The organism is Nocardioides anomalus (assembly GCF_011046535.1).
Lineage (GTDB): Bacteria > Actinomycetota > Actinomycetes > Propionibacteriales > Nocardioidaceae > Nocardioides > Nocardioides anomalus.
On sequence record NZ_CP049257.1, the window covers coordinates 464,753 to 484,217 of the forward strand.

Genomic DNA, 19,465 nt, shown 5'->3' on the forward strand with positions numbered 1-19,465 from the left:
CGGCCTAGTAGATGTCCTTGACGACGCCGCGGAACAGGAGGGTCCCGTCGGTGAGCCGTGCGGTCCAGTTCAGCCGGTCGTAGCGGGTGCCGAACGTGACCGAGCCGTGCTTCGGGATGAACACCAGGCCGTCCTGGTCCTCACCCGGGCTGCCGTAGGTCAGCCGGATCCGGAAGTCGGCGTCCGTGCGCGCCCGGACCTTGCCCGGGCGCCCGGGCACCGCCCTGACCGTGACGCGCGGCGGCGCCGGGACCGTCACGGTCAGCGTCCCGGGCGTCTGGCTCGCCCCGTCGCAGGCGAGGTAGGTGTAGACGTAGGTCCCCGGCTCGGTCCGCCCGCCCGGGAGGACCCCGATCCTCTTCGGGTTCTCGGTGTCCAGGTCGATGTGCCCCTGGTAGCGCGGGCCCACCCCGCACACGCTCAGCCGGTCGCCCTCCGGATCGGTGTCGTTGGCCAGCACCTCGGCGGGCGCGTAGCCGCCGGCGTACACGGTCACCGCGTCGGGCGCCGTGACCGGTGCGGCACCGCCACGGGCGGCCACCGGTCGCTTCCCGCAGCCGCACGAGTCCTCGGGCACGCGCAACCTCGCGGTCGGTGGTTGAGGCGAGCCGAGCTCCGCCGTGCGTGGACCCGCGGATGTGCCGGCGTCGTCGTCGCAGCCGACGAGCACGTCAGGGGCGCCCTCGGAGAGGCAGGTGTCGCCGGGGTCGCCCCCCGCGTCGAGCAGGTCCTTGCCGGTCCCACCGTCCAGGTGGTCGCTGCCGTCCTGACCGAAGAGGAGGTCCAGTCCGTTTCCGCCGGCCAGGACGTCGTCACCGGGACCACCAACTACGCAGTCGTTGTGGTTCCCGCCGGACAGGACGTCGTCGCCGCCGAGGCCCACCAGGACTTGGCGGCCGTTGCCCCCTTCGAGGACGTCGTCGCCAGCTGTCCCCACGATGAGCCCGTCGTAGTTGTCCAGGTCACCGCACATGCGCAGGTCCGGCCCGGGTGTGAGGGGCAGGCCAGGGAGGTCGACGACCTTCCAGGTCTGGAGGGGCGCGGCGGTGACGGGGAGACGGGCGGCCGATGCGCTGTGCAGAGCGGAGACCGGGGCCACCACGAGCAGCGCGGCCGCGGCCGCGGGCACGATGAGGCTCCCCCACGCGCGCTTGCGGTCGCTCACCTCCTCGCCCCGGGCGCGGTCATGTCGGCCGACTCGAGAGTGGTGGTCGAGGCCTCGGCGTCGACGGCTCCGCTGACGTCCTCGACAGGGCTGTCGTCACGCCGCGGGCGCGCGTCCCAGCCGAGCACGAGCAAGGTGATGAGTCCGGCGGTGAGTCCGGCGAACCATGGCTGGCGAGGCAGGTGCATCACCCAGGCCTTGCCGGCGAACCTCATCTGGGCAGCCCCGATGATCTGGTCATCGGTGGGGTGCCACGGGTCGGCGTCGGGGTTGTTGTCCCCCTGCGTGATGTAGCCGGTGGTGCCGTCGCCTCCGGTGATGCGGTGGATGACCTGGCCGCCGGCGTCGTTCGCCCTGAACGCGATGATGTCGCCGGTCGCGTAGGTGTGCTTGCGGTGGGTGAGGATGAGGTCGCCGGTGGCGTAGGTGCCGTCCATGCTGTGTCCGACCACCTCGATGTAGCCGGACGGTCCGCCGAAGGCGGTCGGGGCGAGGGTGAAGTACCAGGCGCCGAGAAGGGCCAGGACAGCGGCGTTGCTCAGCAGACGCCACGGCCGCCGCGGTTGTTTCCTCATCGTCTCCCCTGGGTGGCTGGCTTCGGCTGGTGGTGATGGGGCCGGGGTGGCGGCGCCCGGTCGGAGCCGGGCACCGCCACCTCAGGCGGACCTCGTGAGAGGTCAGCCGATGGTGCCGTACTGCTCGCCGGAGAAGCCCGGGTCGACGCTGATGCGCACCGACTTCAGCTGCTCGGCGTCCATCGGGTTGTCGAACTCGAGGCGGACGTACTGGTCGCCGGAGGCCTGCGCCGGGATGCGGCCGGCCGCACGAGGACCGTACTGGGAGCCGTCGGCCTTCAGCGGCAGGACCGTGAGCGACTGGTTCGAGCACGTCGCGTCGGCCAGCTTGACGCGGACGTTGACGACGTTCGGCGTGGGCAGGTGGTCGTTGTAGCCCCACTCCACGACCTGAGCACTCTTGGCGCACTCGAGGTTGTTGGTCTGCCCGACCTGCAGCGGCCCGGCGCTGACCCCGCCGGCGAACCCGGCGGCCGACGCGGCGCCGACCGCGGCGACCATCGCGACGGCCGGGACGATGATGAGCTTCTTCACTGTGGTGCTCCCCTTGTTCATTCCCCTGATGCGCCAAGGACTTTCCCCGCGCGTGCGGGCAGCACCGAGTAGCGGCACGGACTGACGACTCAGCCCGTGCACGCAGCGCTCCCCGTTGCTGGGAGGCAGTGACGACGAACGACGAAGAGCGCCCCCCAGCGCTGACGCAGTCAACCCGCGTCAGGCCAGACGTTACGAGCCGGCCGACCTAGCCATCCATGGTCCGATAGGACTATCTGATGACCATTCCGTCCCGTTCGGCTGCGAAAGCCCACCCGCCGGGGTGATGCGCACGGTCGCGCAGCCGCGTCGTCAGACGGGTAGTCCTCGGTCGCGCAGCTGCCGGCGCAGGTCGTCGGCGCCGGTGAAGAGCACGCCATCGAGCCCGGCCTCGATCGCGCCGACGACGTTGGCCTCCTTGTCGTCGACGAAGACCAGGTCGGCGGCAGGCAGGCCGGCGCGGGCCACGACGATGGCGTAGATGGCCGGGTCCGGCTTGGCCACGCCCTCGGCGCCGGAGACCACCACGTCGTCGAGCAGGCCGAGGAAGTCGAAGCGCTCGGGCGCGTGCGGGTAGAGCTCGGCCGACCAGTTGGTGAGGCCCCACATCGGGACGCCGGCCTCGCTCAGCTCGCGCACGATCGCGACGGTGCCGGGGACCTCACCGGTGAGCGAGGTGGGGAAGTGCTCGCGGTACGCCGCCGCGTGCTCGGCCCACTCGGGGTGGGTCCGGGCGAGCTCGGCCGCCGCCTCGACCCACGGCGTACCGGAGTCGAGGCCGTGGTTGAAGGCCATGAAGTCGTACTCGGCCAGGAACCGGGTGGCCTCGGCCTCGCCCATCCCGGCGGCCACCGCGGCGTGCGGCTGCCAGTCGATGAGGACGTTGCCGAGGTCCCAGACGACCCCGCGCGGCACCCTCAGGCTCAGCCCTGGGCCCAGCGCTCGGCGGCCGGGACGAAGTCGAGCGTCCGGTCGCCGGTGTAGATCTGCTTGGGCCGCGCGATCTTCTGCTCCTTGTCCTGCACCAGCTCCAGCCACTGGGCCAGCCAGCCCGGCGTGCGGCCGATGGCGAACAGGACCGTGAACATCTCCGGCGGGAACTGGAAGGCCTCGTAGATCAGCCCGGAGTAGAAGTCGACGTTGGGGTAGAGCTTGCGCTTGACGAAGTACTCGTCCTCGAGCGCGATCTTCTCCAGCTCCAGCGCGATGTCGAGCAGCGGGTTGGTCCCGGTGACCTCGAAGACCTCCTCGGCGGACTTCTTGATGATCTTGGCGCGCGGGTCGTAGTTCTTGTAGACCCGGTGGCCGAAGCCCATGAGCCGCTCGTTGCCGTCCTTCACGCCGCTGATGAAGTCGGGGATGTTCTCCTTCGACCCGATCCGCTTCAGCATCCGCAGCACGGCCTCGTTGGCGCCGCCGTGCAGCGGGCCGAACAGCGCGCCCACGCCGGCCGCGACCGCGGAGTACGGGTCGACCTGCGTCGAGCCCACCGAGCGCACCGCGTTGGTGGAGGCGTTCTGCTCGTGGTCGGCGTGCAGGATGAACAGCACGTCGAGGGCCTTGACCAGCCGCTCGTCGGCGTCGAACTTCTGCTCGCTCATCTTGAACAGCATCGACAAGAAGTTGGCGGTGTAGGACAGCTCGTTGTCGGGGTAGACGAACGGCTTGCCCTGCGCGTGCCGGAAGGACCAGGCGCCCAGCGTCGGCATCTTCGCGATCATGCGGACGATCTGCATGTGCCGGTTGTCGGCGTCGCTGATGTTGCGCGCGTCGGGGTAGAACGTCGACAGGGCCCCGACCGACGCCATCAGCATCCCCATCGGGTGCGCGTCGTAGCGGAAGCCCTGCATGAACTCCTTGACGTTCTCGTGCACGAACGTGTGGTAGGTGATCTCGTGCACCCACGCGTCGTACTCCGCCTTGGACGGCAGTGAGCCGTGCACCAGCAGGTAGGCCACCTCGAGGAAGTTCGACTTCTCGGCCAGCTGCTCGATCGGGTAGCCGCGGTACTCGAGGATCCCCTTGTCACCGTCGATGTAGGTGACCGAGCTCCGGCAGGACGCGGTGTTCACGAAGCCGGGGTCGTAGACCGCCAGCCCGGGGGAGTCCTCCTCGGCCTTGATCTGCCCGATGTCCGCGGCCTTGATGGTGCCGTCGGTGATCGGTACGTCGTACTCCTTGCCGGTCCGGTTGTCCCGGACGGTCAGGGTCTCTGCTGCCTCCTGGGTCACGCAGCCAACTTAGTCGGCCCTCGGTGACCTCCGACAACGCGGTGTCCACCGTGCGGCTGCGCCGCCCGTCCGACACCGCGTCGTCGGCGGTCCCCGACGGCCTCCTGCGCCGGCTGAGTGACCCAGGCGGCAGCAGAGACCCTGACCGTCCGGGACCACCGCCCCGGCCATCCGTCCGACGTACCGATCACCGACGGCCCATCAATATCGCGCGTGGGTTGTGTCGTCCGGCCCCTTCGTCGTCTCGCTCAGGGCTGGCGCGCGATGAAGTCGCTCATCCCCGGCACGGTGAACGCGAGGAGACCCCGCTCGGGGGCGTAGACGAGCCCCTTCTTTATCAGCTCGTTGCGGGCGACCGACAGGTCTGACACCCGACGTTTGCCGGTGGCGGAGACGAGCTCACCGATGACCGCCGGTTCTTCGCCGCCGATGTCACCCAGGGCTCTGAGCAGTTCCTTCTGTGCGGGCGTCGCGCGTTCCCAGCGAGAGCGGTAGAGACCCTCGTCGACCTCGCGCCGGGCGAGCTCACCTCCAATCTCGACATCGTCGATCTCGATGGACGGACCGCGCGCTGCATCCCAGACGTGCTTGCCGACCGCCTGCAGGAAGTAGGGGTAGCCGCGAGCGATGTCCATCGCTCTCGCCACAGCCCCGTCGTTCCACGGCACGTCGAGTTGGAGGCTGGGACCGACGAGCGCCGCCTCGGCAGCTTCTTCCGACAGGAGGCCGACGGGCCGGTAGTCGTACAGGCGTTCGGCGTAACTGGTCGCATCAGCCAACTGCGCCGGAAGCGACGGCAGCCCGGCGCCAACGAACGTCACCGGAAGCGGCTCAGGGTCTTGCCCCAGGTGGTGGACCGCCGTGTTCACCGCGGTGAGCTCGTCCTTCGTTGCCTCCTGCAGTTCGTCCACCAGGATGAGGGTGCCGATGCCGAGCTCGCGCGAGGTCTCGCCCAGGGTCTCGAAGAGGGCCGAGAGATCATCGGCGAAGCGCCCCGAATCTGCGACGCCTGACACGAGGTCCACATCGGCCCCAAGGGCGAGTCCACCGGTAACTGGGTTGAACTTGAGGGAGAACGCTTTGAAGACACCGAGCAGCCGCTTGAGTTTTGGCACCGGGTGGCGCCCGGTGGCAGTGCGCATGCTGGACACGAGGGCGTGACTGAGGGCCGTGGAGAGGGGTGTGCCCGCCGTGGCCTCGACTTTGGCCGTGATCCAGCCGCGGGCCGAAGCCTGCGACTGCATCTCGTTGAGGAGGACGGTCTTGCCGACGCCCCGCAGGCCGTTCAGCACCCACCCGCGGTCGCCTTCCCCGTATTCAGCCGCCCTGCGTTGCACGACAGTGAACGAGTCGAGGAGCGGTCCGCGGCCGGCCAGGACCGGCGGACGACGCCCAGCGCCGGGCCGGTAGGGGTTGAGGACCGGATCCATGCATCAAAGAGTATCAAGGCGTATAACGTTTTTCCTTATACGACATGACTATCTATTAGACGACGACCGCGCGACGGCGTTTTGACCCCCGGCGGGCGCCCCGTAGATTTGTCGGTCGCGCCTCCTGCCGCGTGGTGAGCTCGCACGAGATCGCCGCGCAGACCCGGACGAAGTGGAGCCGGGCAGTGTTCGTCAGAGGGCGTGTGCACCGCCGACCGGGACCTCCGGTCGGTCCCGACGAACGAGAGAGAATCCTCGTGCGCACCTACAGCCCCAAGCCCGGCGACATCACGCGCGCCTGGCACGTCATCGACGCGGAGGACATCGTCCTCGGCCGCCTCGCGGTGCAGGCCGCGACCCTGCTGCGCGGCAAGCACAAGCCGATCTACGCGCCGCACGTCGACACCGGTGACTTCGTGATCATCGTGAACGCCGAGAAGGTCGCGCTGACCGGCGACAAGAAGACGACCAAGCTGGCCTACCGCCACTCGGGCTACCCGGGCGGTCTGACCGCGACGCCGATCGGGCAGCAGCTCGACAAGGACGCGCGCAAGGTCATCGAGAAGGCCGTGTGGGGCATGCTCCCCAAGAACAAGCTGGGTCGCCAGATCCTGAAGAAGCTGAAGGTCTACTCGGGCCCGACGCACCCGCACCAGGCCCAGAAGGCCGTTCCGTTCGAGATCAAGCAGATCTCGCAGTAGTCGCCCGAGACGTAGACCAGAGGACTTTGCAGTGACTGAGAACAGCACCGAGGTCGAGGAGACCTACACCGCCGACGAGCAGGGCATCGCCTACAGCTCGGAGAGCTCGCCGTCGGCCGACACGCCGTCGCGCCCCGCGACCATCGCCCCCGCCGCGGCCACCGGCCGCCGCAAGGAGGCCGTGGCCCGCGTGCGCATCGTGCCGGGCACCGGCGTGTGGACCATCAACGGCCGCACCCTCGACTCCTACTTCCCCAACAAGCTGCACCAGCAGGTGGTGAACGAGCCGTTCGCCGAGCTGCAGCTCGAGGGCCGCTTCGACGTGATCGCCCGCATCCAGGGCGGCGGCATCACCGGTCAGGCCGGCGCGCTGCGCCTCGGCGTGGCCCGCTGCCTCAACTCGATCGACGTCGAGGCCAACCGCCCCTCGCTCAAGAAGGCCGGGCTGCTCACGCGTGACGCCCGTGTCATCGAGCGCAAGAAGGCCGGTCTGAAGAAGGCCCGCAAGGCTCCGCAGTACAGCAAGCGCTGACCGCGGGTACGACGCGGATGCCGCGCGTCTTCGGCACCGACGGGGTCCGGGGCCTCGCCAACCGCGAGGTCACGGCCGAGCTGGCCCTGGGCCTGTCGGTCGCCGCGGCGCGCGTCATCACCGCCCACGGCGAGGTGGCGGCGGGCCGCGAGCGGCCGCTGGCCGTCGTGGGCCGCGACCCGCGCATCTCGGGTCAGATCCTCGAGCACGCCGTGGTGGCCGGGCTGGCCTCGGCCGGCGTCGACGTGCTGCGCCTGCGGGTGCTGCCGACGCCGGGCGTGGCCTACCTGACCGAGGCGCTGGGCGCCGACCTCGGCGTGGTCATCTCGGCCTCGCACAACCCGATGCCCGACAACGGCATCAAGTTCCTCGCGCGCGGCGGGCACAAGCTCGACGACGCGCTCGAGGTCCAGATCGAGGAGCTCCTCGGCACCGCCTGGGACGCACCGCTCGGCGCGGACGTCGGACGGGTCCGCCCGTACGAGCGCCCCGTCGAGGAGTACGTCGAGCACCTGCTCGGCACCCTCGGCCACCGGCTCGACGGGCTCAAGGTCGTCGTGGACTGCGCCAACGGCGCGGCCAGCATCGCCGCGCCGATGGCGCTCGAGGGCCGCGGGCGCCGAGGTGGTGGTCATCGGCGCCGAGCCAGACGGGCTCAACATCAACGACGGCTGCGGCTCGACCCACCCGGCCGGCCTCCAGGCCGCCGTGGTGGCGCACGGCGCGGACGCCGGGATCGCCCTCGACGGCGACGCCGACCGCTGCCTGGCCGTGGACCACACCGGTCAGCTCGTCGACGGCGACCAGATCCTCGCGGTGCTGGCCCTCGGGCTGGCCGAGACCGGCGAGCTCGAGGCCGACACCGTGGTCGCGACCGTGATGAGCAACCTCGGCTTCGTGCAGGCCATGCAGGCGGCGGGCCTGCGCGTGCTGCAGACCAGGGTCGGCGACCGCTACGTGCTCGAGGAGATGCGTCTCGGCGGCTACAGCCTCGGCGGCGAGCAGTCCGGCCACGTGATCATGAGCCGCCACGCCACCACCGGCGACGGCATCCTCACCGCCCTGCACCTGCTCCAGCGCGTGGTCACCACCGGCCAGGACCTCCGGTCACTGGCCTCGGTCGTCACCCGTCTGCCGCAGGTGCTGCTCAACGTCACCGGCGTCGACAAGGACCGCACCGACGACCCGGTCCTCGCCGACGCCGTCGCCGCCGAGGAGGCCGCGCTCGGCGGCCACGGCCGGGTGCTGCTGCGCCCCTCCGGCACCGAGCCGCTGGTGCGCGTCATGGTCGAGGCGCCGACCGACGAGGACGCCCGCGCGGTCGCCGGCCGGCTCGCCGACGTCGTGCGGCAACGGCTCTCCCTCGGCTGACCCAAAGCCCAGCGCCCGACGCGCTGTCGCGGTTACCGTCGAGCGGTGGCCCGGCCGTACGTCGTGAACGGGGCGCGGGCCGCCGACCAGGCTGACCCGCGCGTCGAGGCCGTGCTCGAGGTCCTCACCGGGCGCAGCCTCGCGGAGGTCGCCGCCGAGTGGCGGGTCGAGCCGGCGCTCCTGGGCCGGTGGGTCCGCTCCTTCGTCGACGCGGGCACCGCGGCGGTCACCAACCGACCCGACCCGGACGCCGCCCGGCAGCGCGACCGCTTCCTCGCGGCGTTCGCCCACGAGGTCCGCACCCCGTTGACCGTCGCGCTCGGCTGGCTGTCGCTGCTGGCGCACGACGACGTACCTCCGCACCGGGTGGCGACCTCGCTCCAGCGCCTGCACGGCGCGGTCCACCAGCTGGCCGAGCGCACCCGCGACGTCGAGCTGATGGCCACCGCCTCGCTCGGCCGGCTGCGCCTCGCACCCGAGCCGGTCACCGTCACCGAGCTCGCCGCGCGGCTCGACCCGGCCCCCGAGGTGCACGGCGGCGGGCGCCGGCTCAGCGTCGACCCCGACCTGTTCGCGACCGTGCTGCGCGACCTCTGGGCCGCCGCGGCCACCGCCCCGACGCCGACGCACCGCCGCATCGAGGTCGCCCACGAGCCGCCCTGGGACGTCGTGCGCGTGGTGCGCCACGGCGACCCGATCGACGCCCGGCTGCTCCAGGCGCTGTTCGAGCCGTTCGACCTCAACGACGACCGCACGGGCGTGACCATCGGTCTCTACCTCGTTCGCGCCCTCGTCGTGCTCCACGGCGGTAGCGTCGGGGTCGAGCAGGACGACCACACCGCGACGTTCTGGGTGCGCATCCCGGAGCGTCCACCACACGGGGAGACGACATGACCTTCAAGCTGGCCTGCGGCGACGTGATGCCCGGCTGCGCCGCGCACTTCGAGGCCGACACCCAGGGCGAGCTCATGCAGCAGGTGGGCGCGCACGCGGCCGCCGACCACGGCATCACCGAGATCACGCCCGACGTCGCGCAAGCGGTCGAGGGCAAGATCGTGCGCTACTGAGCGCACCCCGGCGGGCCTAGGCTCGGGCGGGTGCGCCTGGAGATCCGCGAGCTCGACCGCTCGGACGAGGCCCAGGTCCACGCCTGGTGGTCGGTGGGCCAGCAGGCCACGCCGGAGCACGGCCGCCGCTTCTGGCCGGAGTGGGAGATCTCGCGCCACGCCCTGCCCCAGGTCGACGAGCACAACCGCCTCGCGCTGCTGGGCGGCTACGAGGGGGACGAGGTCGTCGGGACCGCCCTGGTGGTCATGCCGCTGCGCGACAACACCCACTTCCTCCAGTACGACGTCCGCGTGCGCCCCGACCGCCGGCGCGCGGGCGTGGGCACCACCCTGGCCGATCACTGCGAGGCCCTGGCCGACGAGGCCGGGCGGCGCACGCTGCTGGCCGACGTCCTCGTGCCCTCGGACGGCGACCCGGAGGGTGACGAGCACGCCGCCTGGGCCCTGCGCCGGGGCTTCGCCGTGGCCAACACCGACGGCGTCAAGGGCTGTGACCTCGCGGCGGAGGAGTCCCGGCTCCCCGCGCTCGAGGCCCACGCCGCCGCCCGGCTCGGCGACCACCGGCTCGCGTGGTGGGTCGACCCGGCGCCGGAGGAGCACCTGGTCTCCCTGGCCGCGGGGAGGAGCCGGTTCCTGGAGGAGATCCCGCTCGGCGAGCTCGACCTGCGACCGCAGGCCTGGACGCCGGAGCGGATCCGGTCCGGCGAGGCCAGAAGGGCCGCCCAGCGCCGACAGCAGCTGACCGTGATCGCGCTGACGCCCGACGGCGGGGTCGCCGGCTTCGCCGAGGCGGTCGTGGCGCCCCACGCCCCCGGCTCGCCGACATCGGCTCGACCCTCGTGCTCCCCGACCACCGTGGCCACCGGCTCGGGCTGGCCATGAAGGTGCTGCTCCACCGCCGGCTGCGCGCGCTCCACCCGGGCGCCGAGCTCGTGGTCACCGCCAACGCCACCACCAACGCCGCCATGAGCGCCGTCAACGAGCAGCTCGGCTACCGGCTGGTGGCCCGGCTGCTCGAGCTGCAGAAGGTGACCGGGTGAGCGTGGACCTCCGGGCGCTGGACCGCGACGACGACGCGGAGCTCCGCGCCTACTGGGAGGTCCTGCACGAGGCGTCCGCAGAGCGGCGCTACGCGCAGCTGCCGACCTGGAGCGCCGCGCAGGCCTCCCTGCGCACCGATCGAGACGACCAGCGCGAGGTGCGGGCCGCGGTGTGGCGCGACGGGCGGATGGTCGGCACCCTCGCGCTCCAGGCGCCCCTCCACGACCACACCGACCTCGCCTACGTCTTCCTGGACGTCCTGCCGTCGCAGCGGCGCTCGGGCGTGGCCTCCGCCCTCCTCGAGCACGCCGAGGAGCAGGCCCGCGCACTGGGCCGGATGGCGCTGGTGGGGTGGGCGTTCGCCCGGGTGGGCGCGGAGAGCCCGGCCACGGCGTTCGCGGCGGCCCGCGGCTTCCGGGTCGAGCTCGAGGAGGGCAGCAAGGTCCTCGATCTCACCACCGGCCGGGACTGGTGGGCGCGGCTGGCCGCCGAGTCCGCGGAGCACCACGCGCGGCACCGGCTGGTCACGACGTGGTCCCCGCTGCCCGACGAGCTGGTCGAGGGCTACTGCCGGCTCAACGAGGCGATGCGCGGCGAGATGCCCAGCGGGGAGTCGGGCGACGAGCCCGAGCGCTGGGACGCGGCGCGGCTGCGGGCCAAGGAGGCGCGCAACGCGCGGGCCGGGCGGCGCGACCTGGCCACCTTCGCGCTGGACGACGCCGGCCGGGCCGTGGCGTTCACCGAGCTCCAGGTCGACGAGGCGACCCCGGACCGCGCGTTCCAGTCCGGGACGCTCGTCCTGCCCGAGGCGCGCGGGCACCGGCTGGGCCTGGCCCTCAAGGTCGCCAGCCTGCGGGCCCTCGTCGCGGCGTACCCGGAGGTGGCCTGGATCGCCACCGAGAACGCCGACGTCAACGCCCCGATGAACGCCATCAACGAGCGGCTCGGCTTCCGGGTCGTCGAGCGGTGTGTCGAGGTCCGCAAGGCGATCTGAGCGGTTCGGCTGTCCGCGGGCGGCGGGGCGACCTAGCGTGGTCTCGTGGACCCCTCTCGGCGCACGCGCGCGCTCGCGCTGCTCACCCTGCTCCTCGCGCTGCTGGCTCCGGCCCTGGTGGCGCTCGGGTCGGCCCCCGCGGAGGCCGCGACCGGTCGGGTGCGCGGCACCATCACCGGCGCGCACGGCGACACCAACCCGAAGGTCAAGGTCTCGTGGTTCACCGAGGACTGGACCTACCTCGGGGCGCGCAAGGCGCGCGGCGGCGGCTACTCGCTGGTGCTCGAGCCGGGGACCTACCACCTGCAGTTCACCGATCAGCGCCCGGCGTACGACGTCGAGAAGTACTACCCGGCCGACGTGACGGTGACCGTGAGCAGCGGCGCGACCGCGATCAAGAACGTCCGGCTGCGCACCGGCGCAGCGATCGGTGGCGTGGTCACGGCCGGCGGCAAGCCCGCGGGCGGGGCGCGGATCGTGGCGGCCAACAAGGAGCAGAACTCCTTCGAGACGACGGCCAACAAGCAGGGGGAGTACGCCCTGGGCGGGCTCCCGCCGGGCAGCTACTCGATCTTCACCTACGACCGGCGCAAGCAGTTCGTGGGCAAGAGCACCTACCTGCCGCGGATGAAGGCCGGGACCTTCAAGAAGACCAACGTCAAGCTGACCACCAAGGCCGGCCGCTTCGTCGTCGACCTGTACGCCGGCGACCAGCCCTACCCCGACGTCGCCTTCGTGACGGCGGTCAGCAAGAGCAACGGCCAGTTCTGGACCGAGAAGGCCGCGCACGGATCGGTCACCTTCTCCGGGCTCTACCCGGGCAAGTACACCCTCGTCATCCCCGGCGCGGGCGGCTACCTCGGCGGCACGCTGCCGGTCACTGGCAAGGTCAAGAAGGGGCGCACCTCCTTCGGGACCCTGCGCCTGACCCGACCCGGTGCGTCGGTCGGCGGCGCGGTCGTGGACAGCAAGGACGCCTCCAAGCCGCTGAGCCCCGTCGCGGTCTCGCTGTACGACGGGACCGGGGCCCTGGTGGCCAGCGGGACCACCGCCGCGGACGGCACGTTCACCGTCGGTGGGCAGCTCGACACCGCCTCGGGGCTGACCCTCGTGGCGCAACCCAGCGGCGGCACCGCGCCGTACCTGCGGGGGGCCGCCTACTGCAAGTTCGGCACCACGACGATCCCCGGCATCTCGGTCACTGCGGGCCAGGTCACACCACTGGGTGTCCTTTCGCTGCCGCACCTGGCCGGCGCGGACCAGGACGCCTCCTGCCAGCCCTGACCCGGACGGGTGGGATCCGCACCACAATTCCGCTGTTCGGCTGTCCAGACCGCTCGCAGGCCGCAGAATTGGGCCCGTGAGTGAGGAAGGGTCCGGGTCCCTCAAGACGGTGCCGACCGCGACCCCCGGCAACGAGTACGTCCTGCGTCGTGACCAGGGGCTGAGCGACTACGCCGACACGCTGGCCGACGAGCTGGCCACGCTGCCCAGCCAGCGGCCGACCGTGGGCTGCATCATCCCGGCGTACAACGAGGGCGAGACCATCGCCGGCGTCCTGGACTCCCTGCTCATGCAGACCCGCCTGCCCGACGTGATCCACGTGATCATCAACAACACCACCGACGACTCCGTCGAGGTGGCCAGCCACTACGCCGGGCCGCACACCCGTCTCACGCCCTCGGGTGAGCAGTCGACGGTCATCTACGTCCACGACATCGGCAAGAACCCCGACAAGAAGGTCGGCGCCCTCAACTACGGCTACAGCCTGGTCGAGGGCATGGACTTCCTGCTCGGCGTGGACGGCGACACCACGCCCGAGCCCAACGCGCTCGAAGCGCTGGTCGACGAGATCTCCAGCGACGACCGGATCGGCGGCATCTCGGCGATCTACTCCATCGACGACAGCGCGCTCGACGGGCTGATGTCGAAGTTCCTCATCGCCGGGCAGCGCGCGCAGTTCTCGGCGTTCAACATGCAGAACCTGCTCAAGGGCCGCAACATGGCCGTCCTCGGTGGGCAGTTCTCGATCTTCTCGACCAAGGCGCTCAAGCAGGTCCTCAAGGACACCCACCAGCGCACGCCGTGGGTCAACGACTCCGAGGTCGAGGACTCGCTGCTCTCGCTGCAGATCAAGAGCGCCGGCTACCTGACCAAGATCAGCGCCAAGGCCTACGCCCACGTGGGCGGCATGACCACACTGCGCTCGCTGGACGGCCAGCAGGTCAAGTGGAACTACGGCGCCATCGACCTGATGTGGCCCGGTCAGCGCGGCGACACCCGTGGGCAACCGCTGCACCCGAACCTGCGGCTGCGGTGGTTCGAGCACGCCTCGATGGTGCTGAACATGTTCACCCGCATCGGCTTCCTGCTGCTGCTGCTGGGCTCGCTGTCGATCCACGCCTTCGTCTTCCGCGCCTGGTGGCTGCTGCCGCCGCTGGCCGCGCAGTTCCTGAACTACCGCGTCGCGCGCTCGATGGCCTTCGCCAACCGCAAGGACTACGTCTTCGCCCTGACCTTCGCGCCCGCGGAGGTCTACATGTGGATCCGGATGGGCCACTTCGTGCGCGCCTGGGTGAAGTTCTTCAGCCGCACCCAGACCGACAACTGGGCGGCCCAGGCCAAGGCCGAGCGCGGCAAGGGGTCGAGCTACCTCTACCCGTTCCTCGCCCTGCTCGTCTTCCTCGCCGCCGCGGCCGCCATCTGGCTGCAGCTGCCCGTCGGCGTCCGCTCCGACACCCTGGCGGTCTGCTGGCCGATCCTGGGCATCCTCACCGTCCTCCAGACCGCCTGGATGTCGCTCAAGGCGCTCCGGCGCTACCGGGGGTACAAGGCATGACCCGCCGCTCGTCCCGCACGCCCCGCGCCCTCCTGGCCGCCGGCGTCCTCTCGCTCGCGCTGCTCGGCTCCGGCTGCAGCCAGCTCGGCCTCAGCGACGACGACAAGAGCTCCGACGCCAAGCCCACGCCCTCGGCCTCGCCCACCGCCGCGCAGCCGGCCTTCGACTCGCAGTTCACCCGCGACGGGACCTTCCAGTCCCACATCACGCTGGACCAGGCACCGGGGATGGACTTCGTCTACACGCTCTACCCGACCAAGTCCACGCCGCGGACCAACGAGTGGTACCCCAAGGGCGGGAAGTACTTCTCCTTCACCTTCCAGGCCTACGACCTGAGCCAGGACATCCGCGCGCCGTTCAAGACCAAGCGCAAGGTCTACCTCAGCCACGTCGCGGTCACCTCGGCCACCACCACCAGCAACGGCGGCGCCACCGAGTCGCCGTACACCCTGGACGCGAAGGCCCCCAAGGTCACCTTCGACCCCCAGCCGCTCACCACCAAGTGGGGCATGCTCATCACCTCGCCCAAGGGCGCCTTCGAGCTGCGCAACCAGGAGATCGGCGACGTCTCCGACGACACCATCGGCGTGACCCTCACGCTGACCGCCGACGTAGCCGTCGAGACCGCCGCCGGCTCCGGGAAGTTCACCCGCCAGCAGGTCACCCAGCAGGTCCCGATCGCGATCTTCGCCTCCGACCAGCCCACCACCTCGCAGTCGATCCCGGTGGACGCCAATTAGCTGGCCGCGCCTCCGGCACGGCGTGCTCGGCGCGCTCTGACGAACCGTCCCGCGCACCTCCCTGGCTCGCCCAGGGGCTCGCTCCGGTCGGCACGCGGGCCGGTTCGGCGCGCCGAGCCTGCTGGCCGCGCCTCCGGCACGGCGTGCTCGGCGCGCTCTGACGAACCGTCCCGCGCACCTCCCTGGCTCGCCCAGGGCTCGCTCCGGTCGACACGCGGGCCGATTCGGCGCGCCGAGCCTGCTGGCCGCGCGCCTCCGGCACGGCGTGCTCGGCGCGCTCTGACGAACCGTCCCGCGCACCTCCCTGGCTCGCCCAGGGGCTCGCTCCGGTCGGCACGCGGGCCGATTCGGCGCGCCGGGCCTGCTTGGCCGCGCGCCTCCGGCACGGCGTGCTCGGCGCGCTCTGACGAACCGTCCCGCGCACCTCCCTGGCTCGCCCAGGGCTCGCTCCGGTCGGCACGCGGGCCGGTTCGGCGCGCCGAGCCTGCTGGCCGCGCCTCCGGCACGGCGTGCTCGGCGCGCTCTGACGAACCGTCCCGCGCACCTCCCTGGCTCGCCCAGGGGCTCGCTCCGGTCGGCACGCGGGCCGGTTCGGCGCGCCGAGCCTGCTGGCCGCGCCTCCGGCACGGCGTGCTCGGCGCGCTCTGACGAACCGTCCCGCGCACCTCCCTGGCTCGCCCAGGGCTCGCTCCGGTCGACACGCGGGCCGATTCGGCGCGCCGAGCCTGCTGGCCGCGCGCCTCCGGCACGGCGTGCTCGGCGCGCTCTGACGAACCGTCCCGCGCACCTCCCTGGCTCGCCCAGGGGCTCGCTCCGGTCGGCACGCGGGCCGATTCGGCGCGCCGGGCCTGCTTGGCCGCGCGCCTCCGGCACGGCGTGCTCGGCGCGCTCTGACGAACCGTCCCGCGCACCTCCCTGGCTCGCCCAGGGCTCGCTCCGGTCGGCACGCGGGCCGGTTCGGCGCGCCGAGCCTGCTGGCCGCGCCTCCGGCACGGCGTGCTCGGCGCGCTCTGACGAACCGTCCCGCGCACCTCCCTGGCTCGCCCAGGGCTCGCTCCGGTCGGCACGCGGGCCGGTTCGGCGCGCCGAGCCTGCTGGTCCGGTCGGTCGTGAGGCGGCGCCCGGAGGCGCGGCGGTTCAACTAGCGAGGCGGTAGCCGACGCCTCTCACGGTCTCGATGACCGTGGGGCTGGCGGCGTCGTCGCCGAGCTTGGTGCGCAGGCTGGCGATGTGGGCGTCGACCTGGCGCTTGTCGGCCTCGTTGACGAAGTGGCTGGTGATGTAGTTCTGTCCGCGCAGCGCGAGGACCAGGTCGGCCTTGGAGCGGACCCGGCGACCGGTGTGCATGAGCGTGCTGAGCAGGTCGAACTCCTGCGGGCTGAGGTCCAGCGCGCGGCCCTGGTACGTCGTGCGGCCGGTCTGGGCGTCGAGCTTGATGCCGGCGTGCTCGAGGAGGCCGGTCGTGGCGCCGACGTACGCCGCGCCGGAGGCCACGGCGGGCTCGGGCAGCGGGGTGGCCGGCTCGGGCGCCGGCTCCCGGACGGGCAGCGGGGTGGGCGGCGGCGGGCCGGTGGGCTCGTCGACCGGGGCCACGTGGCGCGGGCCGGCGGGCGCGGCGGGGGCCGGCTCGGCGGCGGGCGGCGTGCCGAAGGCCGGGGTGGGCGGCAAGGGGTTCTCGCGGAGCTCGCGGGCGGCCTCGGTGGCCCAGCCGGTGGCCTCGGGCTTGGCGGCGGGGGCCGCGGCGGCACCGCCGGCGCCGTTGGCGGCCGGCCCGCCGAGGCGCATCCGGCGCAGCATGGCGTCGGCGCGGGCGCGCAGCTCGCGGGGGCGGAACGGCTTGACGAGGTAGTCGTCGGCGCCGGACTCGAAGCCCTGGATGATGTCGATCTCGCTGGCCATCGAGGTGACCATGATCAGGTAGGTGAGGCTGAACTCGCGGATCCGCTTGGTCACGGCGAAGCCGTCCATGCCGGGCATCTGCACGTCGCAGGTGGTGATCAGCGGGTCGTAGGTCCGCACCGCCTCGATGCCGGACGGTCCGTCCTCGGCCGTGACGACCGTGAAGCCGGACTGGGTCAGCACCAGCTCGGTCAGCTCACGGGCGTCGACGTCGTCCTCGATCACGACGGCGTAGCGCTGCTCGGTCACGGGACCAGCGTATGCAACGACCAGCGGACTGGACCGGCTTTCCTACCATCCGGCGGCGGTGGCGAGCTCCACCGCGCGCTGCGGCCACAGCTGACCGGCCGCGGGACCGCCGTTGCAGGTCCCGTCGCTCTCGCCCGGCGGCTTGACCCAGACGTAGGCGTCGAGCGCGGTCCCGTCGTCGATGAAGCCCGGCTCGCGGCCCAGGGCCTGGCCCGAGGGGTTGCACCAGTCGGTCACGGCGCCCGCGCCGAGGCCGTTGCGGCCGGTGTCCACGACGTAGTGCGCGCCACCGAGCATGCCGCTCAGCTGCTCGGCGTACGCCGTCTCGGCGCTGGTGGGCTGGTAGTTCGACACGTTCACGCTGAAGCCGCGCGTACTCGCCACCCCGACCTGCTTGAGGAGCTCGGCGATCTGGTCGGCGGGCAGCCAGTCGGAGTGGCCCGCGTCGAGATAGGTCATCACGCCGGCGTGGTCGAGGGCGTCGACGGCCTGCTTGAGCAGCGGCACCCGCTGGTCGGCGACCCCGCACTGCACGGCACCCGGGAGCGCGTCCGGCTCGAGCACCACGACCGACGACGAGCCGGCCGCCTGAGCGATGGCATCCACCCACGGCTCGTAGGTCTCGGCGGTCAGCCCGCCGCTGGACAGCCCACCGGTGCAGTCGCGGTCGGGCACGCCGTAGACGACGAACACCGGGACCTCGTCCTGGTCCGCGGCCGCGGTGACCGCCTCGGTGACGTACGCCGCGACGTCGTCCGGGGTGGGGCTGCGTTCGGGGGTGAGCCAGATGCCGGTCGGAACGCCGTCCAGGCGGGTGAGCACGTCGCTGGCGTGCTGGTCGCCGTCCGCGGCGGCCTGCTTGGCCGCGGAGACCAGGGCCGGGTCCGGGGCGTCGTACTGCGCGCGCTCCTGGAACGGGTTCCCGCTGCCCAGCGGGGTCGGCTCCGCCGGGGTCGGGTCGTCTCCGCCCGGGCCGCACCCGGTGGTGACCCCGAGCACGACCGCGGCGAGCACCAGTCGTCGCAGCACGCCCCCATGGTCTCCCGGCCCCGCGCGCCGCGGGGCCGAACCCCCGGATCCGGGAGCCTCGGCTGCGCGGGTCAGATCTTGCGCAGCCGCACGTAGCGCACCGAGTGGTCGGCGGACTTGCGGAGCACGAGCGTGGCCCGGGAGCGGGTGGGGAGCACGTTCTCGGCCAGGTTGGGCCCGTTGATGGAGTCCCAGATCCGGGTGGCCTCGGCCACGGCCTGGTCGCGCGAGAGCGCGCCGTACTTGGTGAAGTACGACCCCGGGTCGCGGAACGCGGTCTCGCGCAGCCGCAGGAAGCGCGAGACGTACCAGTCCTTGATGTCGGCGGTCTTGGCGTCGACGAAGACCGAGAAGTCGAAGAAGTCGCTGACCGCGAGGCCGGTGCGGCCGTCCTCGCGGGTGCGGGCCGGCTGGAGGACGTTGAGGCCCTCGATGATGACGATGTCGGGGTGCTCGACGCGGACCTTGTGGTCGGGCACCACGTCGTAGGTCAGGTGGTCGTAGAGCGGCGCCTCGACCTCGTCCTTGCCGGACTTGATGTCCACCACGAAGCGCAGCAGCGCGCGGCGGTCGTAGGACTCGGGGAACCCCTTGCGCTGCATCAGCCCGCGCCGCTGGAGCTCGGCGTTGGGGTAGAGGAAGCCGTCGGTGGTCACCAGCGCGACGTTGGGGTGCTCCGGCCAGTGCGCGAGCAGGTGCTGGAGCACGCGCGCGGTGGTCGACTTCCCGACCGCGACCGAGCCGGCCAGCCCGATCACGAACGGCGTGCGCGGGGGCGTGGCCCGGTGCAGGAACTCCTCCTGCTCACGGTGCAGCTGGCCGGCCTTCTCGACGTACAGGCTCAGCAGCCGGCTGATCGGCAGGTAGACGTCGCGGACCTCCTGGAGGTCCAGCTGCTCGCCCAGGCCGCGCAGCGCGGTGATCTCGGCCTCGGTCAGCGGGTCCTCGACCTGGTGGGCGAGGCGGGCCCACGCCTCCCGGTCGAGCTCGATGTACGGCGACGGCTCGTGCGAGCCGTCGTGACCGTGGCCAGGGCTCGAGCCGTGGGACATGCGCGGGATTGTGTCA

Annotated in this window: 19 protein-coding genes and 1 pseudogene; 11 read left to right on the forward strand and 9 right to left on the reverse strand. The window is 72.0% G+C overall.

Annotated features, from left to right (window positions below):
* Positions 1-4 precede the first annotated feature (4 nt).
* From G5V58_RS02455 to G5V58_RS02480, 6 genes are all read right to left on the reverse strand, one after another.
* Entirely contained in the window at positions 5-1,165 is a 1,161-nt protein-coding gene (locus tag G5V58_RS02455; protein ID WP_230487019.1) for an Ig-like domain-containing protein, read from the reverse strand.
* Complete coding sequence (locus G5V58_RS02460; RefSeq protein ID WP_165228456.1) at positions 1,162-1,740, reverse strand: signal peptidase I; 579 nt, start codon at positions 1,738-1,740, stop codon at positions 1,162-1,164. The genes G5V58_RS02455 and G5V58_RS02460 overlap by 4 nt, the downstream gene beginning before the upstream one ends.
* A gap of 102 nt (positions 1,741-1,842) precedes the next feature.
* Positions 1,843-2,274 (reverse strand): hypothetical protein, encoded by a 432-nt coding sequence (locus G5V58_RS02465; protein ID WP_165228458.1) that lies wholly within the window; start codon positions 2,272-2,274, stop codon positions 1,843-1,845.
* 312 nt (positions 2,275-2,586) lie between these two features.
* Positions 2,587-3,189, reverse strand: coding sequence for an HAD family hydrolase (locus G5V58_RS02470; RefSeq protein WP_230487020.1), 603 nt, complete (start codon positions 3,187-3,189; stop codon positions 2,587-2,589).
* Between the two features lie 8 nt (positions 3,190-3,197).
* The gene (locus G5V58_RS02475) at positions 3,198-4,505 is read right to left on the reverse strand and encodes a citrate synthase (protein ID WP_165228460.1); all 1,308 of its coding nucleotides are present in this window, start codon (positions 4,503-4,505) and stop codon (positions 3,198-3,200) included.
* Between the two features lie 248 nt (positions 4,506-4,753).
* Entirely contained in the window at positions 4,754-5,935 is a 1,182-nt protein-coding gene (locus G5V58_RS02480; RefSeq protein ID WP_165228462.1) for an ATP-binding protein, read from the reverse strand.
* Positions 5,936-6,192: 257 nt separating this feature from the next.
* Between G5V58_RS02480 and rplM the strand changes: the two genes are divergently transcribed.
* The 11 genes and pseudogenes from rplM to G5V58_RS02535 all read left to right on the forward strand — a co-directional run bounded on the left by rplM (position 6,193) and on the right by G5V58_RS02535 (position 15,220).
* On the forward strand, positions 6,193-6,636 hold the full coding sequence (gene rplM / locus G5V58_RS02485) for a 50S ribosomal protein L13 (RefSeq protein WP_165228464.1): 444 nt from the start codon (positions 6,193-6,195) through the stop codon (positions 6,634-6,636).
* Between the two features lie 31 nt (positions 6,637-6,667).
* Complete coding sequence (gene rpsI, locus G5V58_RS02490; protein WP_165228466.1) at positions 6,668-7,168, forward strand: 30S ribosomal protein S9; 501 nt, start codon at positions 6,668-6,670, stop codon at positions 7,166-7,168.
* 17 nt (positions 7,169-7,185) lie between these two features.
* Positions 7,186-8,539: pseudogene (gene glmM / locus G5V58_RS02495) on the forward strand (phosphoglucosamine mutase).
* Between the two features lie 45 nt (positions 8,540-8,584).
* The gene (locus G5V58_RS02500; RefSeq protein ID WP_165228468.1) at positions 8,585-9,433 is read left to right on the forward strand and encodes an ATP-binding protein; all 849 of its coding nucleotides are present in this window, start codon (positions 8,585-8,587) and stop codon (positions 9,431-9,433) included.
* Positions 9,430-9,606, forward strand: a complete 177-nt coding sequence (locus G5V58_RS02505; protein WP_165228470.1) for a DUF1059 domain-containing protein — start codon at positions 9,430-9,432, stop codon at positions 9,604-9,606. The genes G5V58_RS02500 and G5V58_RS02505 overlap by 4 nt, the downstream gene beginning before the upstream one ends.
* 30 nt (positions 9,607-9,636) lie before the next feature.
* A complete protein-coding gene (locus tag G5V58_RS02510; RefSeq protein ID WP_165228472.1) occupies positions 9,637-10,488 on the forward strand; it encodes a GNAT family N-acetyltransferase in 852 nt (283 codons plus the stop codon).
* Positions 10,485-10,646: a hypothetical protein gene (locus tag G5V58_RS02515; RefSeq protein WP_165228474.1), complete on the forward strand. Its 162-nt coding sequence runs from the start codon at positions 10,485-10,487 to the stop codon at positions 10,644-10,646. Before G5V58_RS02510 ends, G5V58_RS02515 begins: the two co-directional genes overlap by 4 nt.
* The gene (locus tag G5V58_RS02520) at positions 10,643-11,641 is read left to right on the forward strand and encodes a GNAT family N-acetyltransferase (protein ID WP_165228476.1); all 999 of its coding nucleotides are present in this window, start codon (positions 10,643-10,645) and stop codon (positions 11,639-11,641) included. The genes G5V58_RS02515 and G5V58_RS02520 overlap by 4 nt, the downstream gene beginning before the upstream one ends.
* Positions 11,642-11,686: 45 nt before the next feature.
* Positions 11,687-12,925, forward strand: a complete 1,239-nt coding sequence (locus tag G5V58_RS02525; RefSeq protein WP_165228478.1) for an MSCRAMM family protein — start codon at positions 11,687-11,689, stop codon at positions 12,923-12,925.
* A gap of 76 nt (positions 12,926-13,001) precedes the next feature.
* Complete coding sequence (locus G5V58_RS02530) at positions 13,002-14,480, forward strand: glycosyltransferase family 2 protein (protein ID WP_230487021.1); 1,479 nt, start codon at positions 13,002-13,004, stop codon at positions 14,478-14,480.
* Complete coding sequence (locus G5V58_RS02535) at positions 14,477-15,220, forward strand: hypothetical protein (RefSeq protein ID WP_165228480.1); 744 nt, start codon at positions 14,477-14,479, stop codon at positions 15,218-15,220. The genes G5V58_RS02530 and G5V58_RS02535 overlap by 4 nt, the downstream gene beginning before the upstream one ends.
* Positions 15,221-16,357: 1,137 nt before the next feature.
* On the opposite strand, the gene G5V58_RS26540 is transcribed toward G5V58_RS02535, so the two are convergent.
* From G5V58_RS26540 to coaA, 3 genes are all read right to left on the reverse strand, one after another.
* On the reverse strand, positions 16,358-17,368 hold the full coding sequence (locus tag G5V58_RS26540; protein ID WP_165228482.1) for a response regulator transcription factor: 1,011 nt from the start codon (positions 17,366-17,368) through the stop codon (positions 16,358-16,360).
* A 42-nt stretch (positions 17,369-17,410) separates the two neighbouring features.
* The gene (locus G5V58_RS02545) at positions 17,411-18,397 is read right to left on the reverse strand and encodes a glycoside hydrolase family 6 protein (RefSeq protein WP_165228484.1); all 987 of its coding nucleotides are present in this window, start codon (positions 18,395-18,397) and stop codon (positions 17,411-17,413) included.
* A 71-nt stretch (positions 18,398-18,468) separates the two neighbouring features.
* A complete protein-coding gene (coaA, locus tag G5V58_RS02550) occupies positions 18,469-19,449 on the reverse strand; it encodes a type I pantothenate kinase (RefSeq protein ID WP_165228486.1) in 981 nt (326 codons plus the stop codon).
* Between the last annotated feature and the right edge of the window lie 16 nt (positions 19,450-19,465).